Source organism: Pseudomonas mangiferae, from assembly GCF_007109405.1.
Classification (GTDB): domain Bacteria; phylum Pseudomonadota; class Gammaproteobacteria; order Pseudomonadales; family Pseudomonadaceae; genus Pseudomonas_T; species Pseudomonas_T mangiferae.
Window position 1 is genome coordinate 529,188 of record NZ_VJOY01000001.1, and the last position, 14,295, is coordinate 543,482.

Here is a 14,295-nt window from a genome sequence, read left to right on the forward strand (position 1 = left end):
ACGGCCCTCAGAGCGCTTCCAGGCGGCTCATCAGGTCGTTGAGGCGCTCGGCCTTCTGCTCGGTGATGGCCGAGGCGTCCAGGGCGTCGATGTAGGCCGCCAGCTCCGCCACCGTGGCGGACTCGAACATCGCCCGCAGCGGCACGTTGCGTTGCAGGACCTTCTGCACCCGCGAGGCGATCTGCGTGGCCAGCAGGGAATGCCCGCCCAACTCGAAGAAGTTGTCGTGGACACCGACCCGCTCGACCTTCAGCACCTCGCTCCAGATCTGCGCCAGGCTGCGCTCCAGGTCGTTGCGCGGCGGCGTGTGGGCGCCCTGGGCCTGGCCGATCTCCAGGGCCGGCAAGCCGCGCCGGTCCAGCTTGCCGTTGGCGTTCAGCGGCAGGCGCTCCAGCAGCATCCAGTGCAGCGGCACCATGTAGTCCGGCAGGTCGGCGCGCAGGTCCTGCTTGAGCCGTTCGCGCAGGGCGCCCTGCTCCACCAGGCTACGCGCCGCCTGGTCGCCGTCCAGGAGCAGCAGCGCCGGGTCGGCCGGCACCACGTAGCCCACCAGCTGTTTACCGTTGGGCCCCTCCTGGACCGCCACCGCGGCGTCGCGCACCTCCGCGTGCTGGTGCAGGCGCGCCTCGATTTCCCCCAGTTCGATGCGGAAGCCGCGGATCTTCACTTGGTGGTCGATGCGCCCGACGTATTCCAGCACCCCGTCCGGCCGGCGCCGGGCCAGGTCGCCGGTGCGATACAGGCGCTCGCCGGTGGCGCCGAACGGGTGCGGCAGGAAGGTCGCCGCGGTGCGCCCCGGATCGCCCACGTAGCCACGCCCGACACCGGTGCCGGCCACGCAGAGTTCCCCCACCGCGCCCACCGGCACCGGCTGCAGGTCTTCGTCCAGCAGGTACAGGCGGTTGTTGTCGGTGGGCGTGCCGATGGGCAGGTAGGTGCCGCCGGTGGAAGCCTCGTCGACCCGGAACAGCGCCACGTCGTCGGAGCACTCCGCCGGCCCGTAGGCGTTCACCAGGCCGACCCGCGGGTGGCGTTGCAGCCAGGCCCGCGCCAGTTCGGGCGGCATCGCCTCGCCGGTGGGCAGCATCCAGCGCAGCGACGGCAGCGCGGCGTGCTCCTCGGCCAGCAGGCCCTGGATCAGCGACGGCACGCTCTCCAGCACGGTGATGCCGCGCTCGGCCACGTGCCGCAGCAGCGCCGCCGGGTCATGGGCGACCGTGTTGGGCACGATGTCCACCCGGGCGCCGCAGAGGGCGGCGGTGAGGAACTGCCAGACGGAGATATCGAAGCTCTGGGACGCGGTCTGGGCGATCACGTCGCGCTCGTTCAACCCCAGGTACGGCAGCTTGCTCAGCTGGTTGTTGAGCATCCCCGCCTGTTCCACCATCACGCCCTTGGGCAGGCCGGTGGAGCCGGAGGTGTAGATCACGTAGGCCAGGTGGTCCGGGCCGGTGACGATGCGCGGGTTGTCCGCCGGGCCGGCGGCGGCCTGCAGGGTTTCCCAGACCAGCAGGTGCGGTCGCGGTGCGTCGCCCAGCTCGTCCAGCAGCCCCTCGGCCTGGGCCTGGCTGGCGCGGGTGCAGACCAGCAGCGGGGTGCGGCTGAGGGCGAGGATGCGGGTCAGCCGCGACGACGGGTGCGCCGGGTCCAAGGGCAGGTAGCCGGCGCCGGACTTGAAGCTGCCGACGATCATCCCCAGCAGCGGCAGGTCGCGCTCCGCCAGCAGCGCCACCGGCTGGTCCGGGCGAACCCCGGCGGCCAGCAGCCCGTGGGCCAGGCGGTTGGCCCGCTGGTTCAGTTCGGCGTAGCTCCAGCAGCGTTCCAGGCAGGCGGCGGCGATGCGCTCGGGGTGGGCGGCGACCCGGCCCTCGAACAGCTGTGCGTAGCTGCGGCCCAACGGGTAGTCGCGCTGGGTGCGGTTGCAGGTGTCCAGCAGGAAGTCGCGCTCCGTATCCCCCAGCAGCGGCAGGTCGGCGAAGTCGCCGTGGAAGCCATCCACCAGCGCCAGCAGCAGGCGCTTGAAGTCCCCCAACAGGCGCGCCATGGTCGGTTCGTCGAAGAACCGCTGGTCGTAGGACAGGTGCAGGCCCAGGGCGTCGCCCGGGTAGCAGACCACGGTCAGCGGGAAGTTGGTGTGGGTGCGGCCCGACTCGGAGCGCGCGTTGAGGCTCTGGGCGCGGTCCAGCACCGACACTTCCACCGGCGCGTTCTCGTAGACGAACAGGCTGTCGAACAGCGGCTGGCCCTTGGGCAGTTCGCTGCAGGCCTGGATGTCCACCAGGGGCAGGTATTCGTGCTCGCGCAGGGCCAGGTTGCGCTCCAGCAAGTCCCGCAGCCAGTCGCCGACCCGGCGCCGTTCGCCGGCGGCGGGCATCGGCACCCGCAGCGGGATGCTGTTGATGAACAGGCCGACGGTGCGCTGCATCTCCGGCATGCCCACCGGGCGCCCGGCCACAGTCACGCCGAACAGCACGTCGCGCTCGCCGCTGTAGCGGCGCAGCACCAGGGACCAGGCCGCCTGGGCGAAGGTGTTGGCGGTGAGCTGGTGCCGCTGGGCCAGTTCCCGCAGGCGGCGACCATCGGCCACGTCCAGGCGCTCGTGCAGGTCGGCGACCCGCATGGCGCCGTTGTCGTGGAGGATCGGCCGGTCGCTGGGGATATAGGTGGGCCGTTCGAAACCACTCAGGGTCTCGCGCCAGAACGCCAGGGCGTCGCCGCGGTTCTGCCGCTGCAGCCAGGCGATGTAGTCGCGGTAGCGCGGCGCCGGCGCGAGGCTCGGCTGCTCGCCACGGCCCAGGGCCTGGTAGACCTCGAGGAAATCGCCCATCAGCAGCGAGCGGCACCAGGCGTCGATGAGGATGTGGTGGTTGCTCATGACGAACCAGTGGCGCGCCGCCCCCAGGCGGATCAGGCGCAGGCGGAACGGCGGCTCGCGCAGCAGATCGAAGCCCGCCTCGCGCTCCTCCACCAGCAGCTGCGCCAGGCGCGCCTCGTGATTCGCGTCCGGCTCGCCGCTCCAGTCGAGGAAGGCCATGTCCACCCGGCCCGGCCGGTGGATGATCTGCTGCATGCCGTCGCCGGCGTCCCAGCGGAACGACGCCCGCAGCGCTTCGTGACGCGCCACCACGGCCTCCCAGGCCAGGGCGAAGCGTTGCGTGTCCACGTCGCTGTCCAGGGTGTAGCGGTCCTGCATGAAGTACACGCCGGAGCCCGGCTCCAGCAGGGTGTGCAGCAGCAGCCCTTCCTGCATCGGCGTCAGCGGGTAGACATCGTCGATCTCGGCGAACGGCACCGGCAGCGCGTCCAGCTGCGCCTGGTCCAGCTTCGCCAGGGGGAAGTCGGACGGCGTGACGCCGCCCGCCTCGGGTTCCAGGCAATGGGCGATCAGCGCCTGCAGTTCGTCCAGGTAATCCTTGGCCAGGGCCTCCACCGTGGACGCGTGATACAGCGCCTCGCTGAAGGTCCAGCGCAGCTGCAGCTCGCCGGCGAAGACCTGGCTGTCCACCCCCAGCCAGTTGGGCAGTTCGGACTGCTCGTCGTGGGCGGTGCCGGCGGGTTCCTCCAGGGGCCGGAACAGCGCGTCCTCGGCGAAGCTCTGGTCGAACTGGCCCAGGTAGTTGAAGGTGATCCGCGCCTGGGGTAGCGCTTGCAAGACGGCACATCGCTCGGCGTCCGCCAGGTAGCGCAGCACGCCGTAGCCCAGGCCTTTGTGGGGCACCGCGCGCAGTTGCTCCTTGATGGCCTTGAGGGATTCGCCCGGGGTGGCCGCGGGGGTCAGGCGCAGCGGGTAGGCACTGGTGAACCAGCCGACGCTGCGGGTCAGGTCGATGCTGTCGAACAACGCCTCGCGGCCGTGGCCCTCCAGCTGCACCAGCGCCGAATCGCTGCCGGTCCAGCGGCACAGGGTGCGGGCCAGGGCGGCGAGCAGCAGGTCGTTGACCTGGGTGCGGTAGGCTGCCGGTGCCCGTTGCAGCAGGTCGCGGGTGCGCGCCGCATCCAGCCGCACGCTGACGCTGCGGGCCTGGCTCCGCCGATTGCCGCCCTCGGGCATGTCCCGCGGCAGGCTGGCCGGCGCACCGTCCAGGCGGCTGCGCCAGCCGTCCAGTTCCTCACGCAGGGATTCGCTGCTGGCGTAGGCCTGCAGGCAGCGGCCCCAGTCGCGGAAGGCGCTGGTCTTCGCCGGCAGCCGCGGCGGCTCGCCGGCAGCCAATTGGCGATAAACCGTCTGCAGGTCCTCCAGCAGCACCCGCCAGGACACCCCGTCCACCACCAAGTGGTGGATCGCCAGCAACAGGCGCCGGGTGTCCCCCGGACCCTCCGCCAGCACCGCCCGCAGCAGCGGCCCCTGGCCGAGGTCGAGGCTGCGCTGGGCCTGTTCGAACAGCGCCAGGCGCTCCGCCTCGTCCGCCACCTGGCGGGTCCAGAGCAGGTCGTGCGCCTCGGCGACGGGCCGGTGGTCGGCGCGCCAGGTGCCCGCGGCATCGCGAACGAAGCCCAGGCGCAGGGCGTCGTGGTGCTCACAGAGCAAATGCAGTGCCCGCGCCAGGTGCTGTGGCTCCAGGGCCATGGTCGGCTCCAGCACCAGGGTCTGGTTCCAGTGGGACGGCGTCTCGCCGGCCTGCTGGAAGAACCACTGCTGGATCGGCGTCAGCGGCGCCTCGCCCTGCACCGGGCCCTGGTCGATATCGGCCCGCGCGCTCACCTGGGCGGCCGCCGCCAGGGTCTGCACGGTCTGGAAGCGGAATAGCTCCTTGGGGGTGAAGTGCAGGCCGGCCTGGCGGGCCCGGCTGACCACCTGGATGGACAGGATGGAATCGCCGCCCAGTTCGAAGAAGTTGTCGTGCAAGCCCACTTGGTCGACGTTCAGCACCTCGCGCCAGATCTCGGCCAGCAGCCGCTCCGACTCGCTGCGCGGGGCGACGAAGGCCTGCCGCCCCTGGGTGACGTCTACCGCCGGCAGCGCCTTGCGGTCCAGCTTACCGTTGGCGGTCAGGGGCAGGCGCTCCAGCAACAGCAGGTGCGCCGGCACCATGTAGTCCGGTAACTGCACCTGTAGGCCGGCCTTCAGGGCGTCGCGCCAGGCCACCTGGGCGTCCTCGTCCCGCAGCGGCTCGGGCGTGCCCGGCACCACGTAGCCCACCAGGTGGCCGTCCAGCGCCAGTACCACGGCGTCCTGTACGTCGGGCAGGCCCTGCAAGCGCGCCTCGATCTCGCCCAGTTCGATGCGGAATCCGCGGATCTTCACCTGCTGGTCGGCGCGTCCCACGTATTCCACCTGGCCGTCGCGGCCCTGGCGCACGCGGTCGCCGGTGCGATACAGGCGGCCGCCGCCCCGGGGATCGAAGGGGTCGGCGACGAAGCGCTCGGCGCTCAGGCCGGGCCGCGCGTGGTAGCCCCGGGCGAGGCCGGCGCCGCCGACGTACAGTTCGCCCACCGCGCCCGGCACCACCGGGTTGAGGTCGGCGTCGAGGATGTACAGGCTGCGCGCCCCGATCCCGCGGCCGATGGGTACCCCGCTGGCCTCGGCCGGCAGCGTGTCCGCGACCCGGCTGGCCAGGGGCATCACCACGGTCTCGGTGGGGCCGTAGGCATTGAAGAAGACCTGGGGGACGAAGGCGGCGCGGATCACCCGCACGTGCTCGGGGGTCAGTGCCTCGCCGCCGGTGATGCACACCCGCACCGGCAGGGTCTCGCCACGCTGGCCGAGCCACTGGGCCAACTGCCCGCCGTAGCTGGGGGTGAAGCCGACGATGGTCACCCGCTCCTGGCCGATCAGCCCGCAGATCTCCTCGGCGCCCCACTGGCCCTGGGCCCGCAGCACCACCCGGGCGCCGCACAGCAGCGGGGTCAGCAGGCGCTCGCTGGCAGCGTCGAAGTTGATGGAATAGAAGTGCAGCTCGCAGTCGTCCGGACGCATGCCGAAGCGCTCGATCACCGCCTGGCAGTGCATGGCGATGGCACCGTGGGCCACCGCCACGCCCTTGGGCTGGCCGGTGGAACCGGAGGTGTAGATCAGGTAGGCCAGCTGGCGGGGGTCGACCGCCACCCCCAGGTCATCATCGGCCAGGGCGTCCAGGGCTGCGCCGTCCCGCTCCTGGCACCAGCCCTGCACGCCCGCGGGCAGCTCGCCCAGCGCCTCGAACAGCGCGGCATGGCCCAGCAGCAGGCCGATGCCGCTGTCCTCCAGCATGTAGCGCAGGCGCTCGGCCGGGTATTCCGGGTCGAGGGGCACGTAGGCGCCGCCGGCCTTGAGGATCGCCAGCAGGCCGATCACCAGCTCCGCCGAGCGCTCCAGGGCGAGGCCCACCCGCACTTCGGCACCGACGCCCCGTTCCCGCAGGTAGCGCGCCAGGCGGTTGGCCCGGGCGTTCAGCTGGCGGTAGCTGAGGGTCTTACCGGCGAAGGTCAGCGCCGGAGCGTCCGGAGTGGCCGCCACCTGCTGCTCGAACAGGCCGTGCACGGTGTCGGGCAGCGCCGACTGGGCCTGGGCCGCGCCGCTCCAGTCCAGGCCGGCCCGGCGTTCCATGGCGTCCTGCAGGGGCAGCTCGCCGAGACGCTGCTGCGGTGCGTCGATCATCGCCTTCAGCAGGGTCTGCCAATGACGCGCCATGCGCTCGATGGTGCCGGCGTCGAACAGGTCGCTGCTGTAGGTCAGGCAGCCATGCAGGTGGGCATCGAAGTCGGTCACCTCCAGGTTCAGGTCGAACTTGGTGGCCCGGGCATCGTTGACCAAGTACTCCAGGCGCAGCCCGCCGGCGATCTCGCGGGTCTGCTGGAACTCCCAGCGCTGCACGTTGCACATCACCTGGAACAGCGGGTTGTAGGCGGCGCTGCGCTGGGGCTGCAGAGCTTCCACCAGGTGGTCGAACGGCAGGTCCTGGTGGGACTGGCCTTCGATGGCGGTCCGCCGCACCTGCTCCAGCCACTCGCTCACCGTCATCCGCCCCTGGGGGCGCAGGCGCAGCACCTGGGTATTGAGGAACGCGCCGATCAGCCCTTCGCTCTCGGGGCGGATGCGGTTGGCCACCGGGGTGCCGATACGCAGGTCTTCCTGGCCACCGTAGCGGTACAGCAGCAGGCCGAGGGCGGCGGTCATGGTCATGAACAGGGTCAGGCCGTGCTCGGCGTTGAACGCCTTCAGGCGCCGCGCCAGGTCGTCGTCCAGGCTGAACCGGTAGAGGTCGCCGCGGTGGCTCTGCACCGGCGGACGCGGGCGGTCGAACGGCAGCTCCAGCAGCGGCTGCTCGCCCCCCAGTTGCTCGGTCCAGTAGGCCAGCTGGCGTTGCAGCTCGCCGGCTTCCAGCCATTCCCGCTGCCAGACGCTGTAATCCAGGTATTGCACCGGCAGCTCCGCCAGGGGCGAGGGACGCCCTTCCAGCTCGGCCTCGTAGAGGGCCGCCAGCTCCCGGGCGAAGATGTCCATGGCCCAGCCTTCGGTGACGATGTGGTGCAGGGTCACCACCAGGTAGTGATCCTGCGCGGACGCCCGCAGCAGGCACACCCGCAGCAGCGGGCCGCGCTCCAGGTCGAACGGCGCGTGGGCCTCCTGATCGGCGAAGCGCTGCAGCTCCGCCTGGAACGCCGCGGCGTCCAGGGCGGAATGGTCGATGCGTCGAAGGGGCAGCCGCTGCTCGGCGGCGACCTGCTGGCAGGGCACGCCGTCGACGCTGGGGAAGGTGGTGCGCAGGGTTTCGTGGCGGCGGATCAGCGCCTGCAGCGCGGCGTCGAAGCGCTCCACGTCCAGCGGGCCGCTCATGCGCGCCACGCCGCCGACGTTGTAGGCCGGGCTGTCGGGCTCCAGTTGCCACAGGAACCACATGCGCTGCTGGGAATAGGACAGCGGCACCGGCCGGTCGCGGTCGATGCGCGGGATCGGCCCCAGGCGGTTGCGGGCGCCGGCATCGCGGGCCTGGCGGACCTCCTGGACGAACGCCTCCAGGCGGCTGGCCTCGAACAGGCTGCGCAGGGGCAGGTCCACGTCGCAGGCCTGGCGCACCCGGGACACGATGCCGGTGGCCAGCAGCGAGTGGCCGCCCAGCTCGAAGAAGTCGTCGTCGAGGCCGGGCTGCTGGATGCCGAGCACTTCGCTCCAGATGGCGGCGACCCGGCACTCCAGTTCGTCACGCGGCGGACGGTGGCTGCGGGCCGTCCACTGGGGCGCTGGCAGGGCCTGGCGGTCCAGCTTGCCACTGGGGCTCAGCGGCAGGGTCTCCAGGCCCATGACCAGGGCCGGCACCATGTAGTCGGGCAGGCTGCGTTGCAGCGCCTGGCGCAGGTGCTCGTTAAGCTGGGCTTCGTCGCCCTCGGCCACCACGTAGCCCACCAGTTGATCGCCGGCGGCCCCCTGGCGGATCGCCACGGCCGCCTGGCGGACACCGGCCTGGGCCAGCAGGGCGGACTCGATCTCCTCCAGCTCGATGCGGAAACCGCGCAGCTTCACCTGCTGGTCGATGCGGCCCAGGTATTCCAGCACGCCATCGGCGCGCCAGCGGGCCTTGTCGCCGGTACGGTACAGGCGCTCGCCGTTGCCGTCGGGGCTCGGCACGAAGCGGCTGGCGGTCAGCCCCGGACGCCCCAGATAACCGCGAGCCAGACCACTGCCGCCGATGCACAGCTCGCCGGCCACGCCCACCGGGGACGGCTGTAATCCGGCGTCCAGCACCAGGCAGCGCACGTTGCCCAGGGGACGGCCGATGGGTACCAGCGGGCGGTCCTCCGCCACGCACGGCCAGTGGGTAACGTTGATGGCGGTTTCCGTGGGGCCATAGCGGTTGTGCAGCGCCACCGCCGGCAGGCGCGCCAGGATGCGGTCGCGCAGCTCGCCGGACAGCGCCTCGCCGCCGGAGAACAGCAGGCGCAGGCGCTCGCAGCGGTCGACGTCCGGTTCGTCGACGAACAGCCGCAGCAGCGACGGCACGAAGTGCAGCACGCTGACCCCGTGGGCCGCCACCCGCTCCACCAGGCGACGCGGGTCGCGGTGCTCGCCCGGCGCGGCCAGCACCAGGCGGCTGCCCGCCAGCAGCGGCAGGAAGCATTCCCAGACCGACACGTCGAAGCTGATGGGCGCCTTCTGCAGGAACACGTCCCGCTCGTCGAAGCCATAGGTCTCCAGCATCCAGTGCAGGCGCTCGCTCATGGCCCGCTGGGTGTTGCCGACGCCCTTGGGCTGGCCGGTGGAGCCAGAGGTGTAGATGACGTAAGCCAGTTGCTCGCCGTGGACCACCGCCTGCGGCGCAGCACCGTGGCCGGGTTGAGGCTCGAAACGGTCGAGCGCCAGGACCGCCAGCCCCGCCGGCACGGGCAGCGCGGTCAGGTGGCTCTGGGTCAGCAGCAGCGCCAGGCCGCTGTCCTGCATCATGTAGGCCAGGCGTTCGGCCGGGTAATCCACGTCCAGCGGCACGTAGGCGGCGCCGCGCTTGAGCACCGCCAGCAGGCCGACGATCAGCTCGGGCGAGCGCTCCAGGGCGATGCCCACCCGCTGCTCCGGGCCGATGCCACGCTCGGCCAGGGCACGGGCCAGGTCGTCCGCGCGGCGGTGTAGCGCCTCGAAGGTCAGCTCGCCGCCGTCCCAGGTCAGGGCGACCCGCCGGGGATGGCGGCGGGCCGTCTCGGCCAGAGCATCGGCCAGCAGCGGCCGCGTGCCGCCATCCGGGCCACGTCCCCAGGTGTCGAGCTGCGCGCGCTCGGCGTCGTCCGCCAGTTGGAAGGCGCCAATGGGGGTGTCCGGTTGCGCCACGGCCTGGCGCAGCAGCGCCTGGAAGTGGGCGGCGAGACGCTGCACGGTAGCGGCGTCGAACAGCGCGGTGGCGTAATCGAACGCCAGGGCGATGCGGCCGTTCTCGTCTTCCTCGGTCTGCAACTGCAGCTCGAACTTGGCGTCGCGGCTGTGCCAGGGCAACTCGTCGGCCAGCAGGCCGGGCAGGCGCTGCAAGGCGCGGCGGTCGCGTTGCTGGTGGTTGAACAGGACCTGGAACAGCCCCGGCGACTGGCCGCCCTGGGCGCCCAGGGCCTCCACCAGGTGGTCGTACGGCAGGTCCTGGTTGGCCTGGGCGCCCAGGGTGGCGGTGCGGGCCGCGGCGAGCACCTGGGCGAACGTCATGTCCGGGTCGAGGCGGCCGCGCAGCACCAGGGTATTGATGAAGAAGCCCACCACGCCTTGGGTCTCGGCGCGGCCGCGGTTGGCGGCCGGCACCCCGAGGCGGATATCCTCCTGGCCGCTGTAGCGCTGCAGCAGGCTCTGCCAGGCGGCCAGCAGCACCATGAACGGGCTGGCGTCATGGTCCCGGGCCATGGCGGCCAGGGCCTGGCAGAACGCCGGCTCCAGGCGCAGCGCCAGGCGCTCGGCACGGCCGTCGACGGCGGCCCCCCGGGGCCGGTCCAGGGGCAGCGCCAGGGCGGGATGCTCATCGCCCAGGGTGTCGCGCCAGTAGGCCAGCTGCCGCTCGCCCTCGCCGGCCGCCAGGGTCTCGCGCTGCCACGCCGCATAGTCGGCGTAGTGCACCGGCAGATCGGCGAGGCTCGGCGCCTGGCCCTGGGTGAAGGCTGTGTACAGGCGGGAGAACTCGTCCATCAGCAGGTTCAGGGACCAGCCGTCGGCGATGATGTGGTGCAGGGTCACCAGCAGCAGGTGTTCCTGTTCGTCCAGGCCGACCAGGCGCAGGCGCAGCAAGGGGCCCTGGGTCAGGTCGAAGGGCCGCAGCGCCTCCTCTTCACGCAGGCGACGGGCCTCGGCGTCACGGGCGTCGACCGGCAGGTGCTCCAGGTCCAGGCGGGCGAAGTCCAGGGGCATGTTCGGGTGGATGCGCTGCCAGGCGCTGCCCTCCCCGTCGAAGAAGGTGGTGCGCAGGGACTCGTGGCGCGCCACCAGGGTTTCGAACGCCCGGCGCAGGGCGCTTTCATCCAGGCGCCCGCGCAAATGCAGGGCGCCAGGGATGGTGTAGGCGGCGCTGGCGGGGTCCAGTTGCCAGAGGAACCACAGCCGTTGCTGGGCTGCGGACTGGGGCAGCGGCGTCGCGCGGGACTGGCGTGGCATCGCGTGGGCGACGGCACCCTGCCCCCGCTGCTGCGCCACCAGGGCGAGGAACCCGGCGAAGGTGGGCGCCTCGAACAGTTCGCGCGGTGTCAGCGCCAGGCCGAAGGCTTCGTTGACCCGGGCCACCACCTGCACGGCGCGGATCGAATTGCCGCCCTCGGCGAAGAAATGATCGTCGTCCGCGACGTTCGCCACGCCCAGGTGTTCGCGCCAGATTCCGGCCAGCACGTCCCGCAGGCCGTGGCCGGCGTTTTCGTGCTCCGCGGGCGCGGCCGCCCCGGCCCGTTCGTCACGGTGCAGGGCATACAGGTCGAGGCTGCCCTCGTCCAGGCCCTGGCGGCAGGCAGAACGCTGCAACTTGCCGCTGGAGGTCTTCGGCAATGCGCCGGGGTTGAGCAGCGCCACCACGTGGGGGGTTTCCCCGTGGACTTCCGCCACCGCCTGGCGGATCAGCCCGACCAGGGTCTTGGCCGGCACCAGCTTCTGCACCCGGCGCCCCACCTCGGCGGCGATGCCGATGCCTTCCTGTCCCTCCACGGTCACGGCGAACGCGGCTACCCGCCCCTTGCGCACGCCTTCCACCTGCCCTTCGACGGTCTGCTCGATGTCTTGGGGATAGAGGTTCTGCCCGCGGACGATGAGCATGTCCTTCAGCCGCCCGGTGACGTACAGCTGGGCGTCACGGCGGAAGCCCAGGTCGCCGGTACGCAACCAGGTGCGCCCGTCCCGCTGGACGAACGTGGCGGCGCTGGCTTCGGGGTTGCGCCAGTAACCGTGGGCGATGCTGGGGCCGGCGGCCCAGACTTCCCCGACCCGATCATCGGGCAGGCTGTCGCCGCTCAGCGGGTCCACCAGCATCACCGCATGTTCCGGCTGGGCGAAGCCGCAGCTGGCCAGGGCCAGGTTCTCGCCGGCCTCGGCGCGGTGCTCGCCCAGGGCCCGGGCGTCCAGATGCAGGCTCGGGATGCCCTCGCCGCGGCGGCCGCCGCTGACGAACAGCGTGGCCTCCGCCAGGCCGTAGCAGGCGAAATAGGCCGAGGCCTCGAAGCCGCAAGCGGCGAAGCGTGCGGCGAAGTCGTTCAGGCTGTCCTGGCGGATCGGCTCCGACCCGGAGAACGCCACCCGCCAACCGCTCAGGTCCAGCCGCGCCAGGGCGCTGTCGCTGATGCGCTCGGCGCACAGGCGGTAGGCGAAGTCCGGACCGCCGCTGACGGTGCCGCCGAAGCGGCCGATGGCGTCCAGCCAGCGCAGCGGCCGTTCGAGGAAGTACGCTGGAGCCATCAGCACCACCGGGATGCCGCTGTACACGCCCTGCAGCAACCCGCCGATCAGGCCCATGTCGTGGTAGAGCGGCAGCCAGCTGACGATCACGTCGGTCTCGGTGATGCCGAAGCCGTGGCGGATCAGCCGCTCGTTGGCCACCAGGTTGCCATGGCTCACCTGCACGCCCTTGGGGGTGGCGGTGGAGCCGGAAGTGTATTGCAGGAAGGCGATGTGCTCGCCACTCAGCGCCGGGGAGTGATAATCCTGCGGGGCTGGTCCAACCTCATCCACCGCCAGCCACTGTAGGCCCGGGTGGGTATCGGTGAAGGCAGCGAGGCCCTGGCCCAGGGCCGACGACGTGAGGATCAGAGTCGGCTCGGCGTCCGCCAGGATCGACAGCAGCCGCTCCTGGTGATGGCGGCGGGCGGACTCCGGCGGATAGGCCGGCACCGCGATCACCCCCGTGTAGAGGCAGGCGAAGAACGCCGCAACGTAGTCCACTCCGCTATGGAACAGCAGCACCGCCCGGTCACCGGGTGCGGCGCGGACCGCCAGGGCCGCCGCGATGCCACGCACCCGCTCGTCCAGCTGCCGGTAGGTCAGGCACTCACCGTCGCCGTCGTCAGACAGGAACCGCAGCGCCAGCCGATCCGGGGCCTCGGCCACGCGCAGGCGCAGGGCGTCGGCCAGGGTATCGAGGCGCGGCGCGCCCGGGAGATCGAATACGTCCTTCATGTCTTTACCTGCCTGGATCGGCTGCGTGTCGGTGGGTGGTGAGGGAGGGAGTCAGTGACTCGGCAGCGGCGCCCGCGCCGCCCCGTGGGGGCTGGCCGGCCGCGCATAGGCGTGCCCGTGGCGTTCGAGGAGGGCCAGGACCTCGGGCTCGCGCTCATGGATGAAAAAGTGGTGGCCGTCGAACAGGTCGACGGAACAGGGACCGCGGGTTTCCTCGCCCCAGGCCTGCAGATCCTCAGGCTCGACGTCGTCCTCGTGGCCCCCCAGCACGTGGATGGGCAGGTCCAGGGGTGCGCGGATCTGGTGGCGGTAGCGGCCACAGAGCAGGAAGTCCGCACGCAGGATCGGCAGCGCCATTTCCAGCAGCTCGCGGTGGGCGAACACCTCTTCCGGGGTGCCCTTCAGCGCCCGCAGGCGCTCCACCAGCTCATCGTCGCTCTTGGGCCTGGCGTAGTCCTGGAAATCCCGCCGGGCCGGCGCGGCGCCGCCGGAGACGAACAGCGCCCGGGGCGCGGGTGCGCCGTGCTGGCGCAGGGCGTGGGCAACCTCGAACGCCAGCAGGCTGCCAAGGCTGTGGCCAAACAGCGCGTAGGGCGCGTCCAGCTGGGGCAGCAATTCCATGGCGAGGCGGCCGGCGAGCGCCACGGCGTCCTCGGCGAAGGGCTCGGCGGCGCGCACGCCACGGCCCGGCAATTCGACCGGGCGGACCTCCAGCCAGGTGGGCAGACGGCGACGCCAGCGGGCGTAGACCATGGCGCTGGCCCCCGAATAGGGCAGGCAAAACAGGCGAAGCCCAGGCATGTCGGCCATCTCAGGCGATCGCTTGGTCCTGGTCCATCTTCTGCCGCAGGCTCAGCGGTCGCATGTCGGTCCACACCTCTTCGATATAGGCCAGGCACTCGGGCTTCAGCCCGCGCTTGCCGACCGCGCGCCAACCATTGGGAATCTCCTTGTACTCCGGCCAAATGGAGTACTGCTCTTCGTGGTTGACCACTACCTGGAACACCACGTCGTCACGATCGAAAACCATGTTCTCCCCTCGATTGCTGCGGGGGCACGGGCCCCTGCCCGACCTCCCACTGAGAAGAACGGATGGGTTTTGCGAATAATTAGCGTGGGAAAAAAGGGTTTCACATCCTCGGGATTGGCGCGTTCCCAGAGGGGACGCAGGTGAGCGAAAGGCCTCGACCGCTGCCAGAAAAGCAACGACTGATCAAGCACGCTCGATAATGATTCTCATTTGACAATAATCATCAGTCGCCCTA

Annotated in this window: 3 protein-coding genes; all 3 read right to left on the bottom strand. The window is 71.3% G+C overall.

Features of this window, described 5'->3' with window-relative positions; all coding sequences use genetic code 11:
* Window positions 1-7: 7 nt before the first annotated feature.
* From FM069_RS01965 to FM069_RS01975, 3 genes are read right to left on the bottom strand one after another with little or no spacing between them, the layout of a single operon-like run.
* Window positions 8-13,030 (bottom strand): non-ribosomal peptide synthase/polyketide synthase, encoded by a 13,023-nt coding sequence (locus FM069_RS01965; RefSeq protein ID WP_143486569.1) that lies wholly within the window; start codon window positions 13,028-13,030, stop codon window positions 8-10.
* A gap of 51 nt (window positions 13,031-13,081) precedes the next feature.
* A complete protein-coding gene (locus tag FM069_RS01970) occupies window positions 13,082-13,840 on the bottom strand; it encodes a thioesterase II family protein (RefSeq protein WP_178106639.1) in 759 nt (252 codons plus the stop codon).
* A gap of 1 nt (window position 13,841) precedes the next feature.
* The gene (locus tag FM069_RS01975) at window positions 13,842-14,060 is read right to left on the bottom strand and encodes an MbtH family protein (RefSeq protein ID WP_143486573.1); all 219 of its coding nucleotides are present in this window, start codon (window positions 14,058-14,060) and stop codon (window positions 13,842-13,844) included.
* Between the last annotated feature and the right edge of the window lie 235 nt (window positions 14,061-14,295).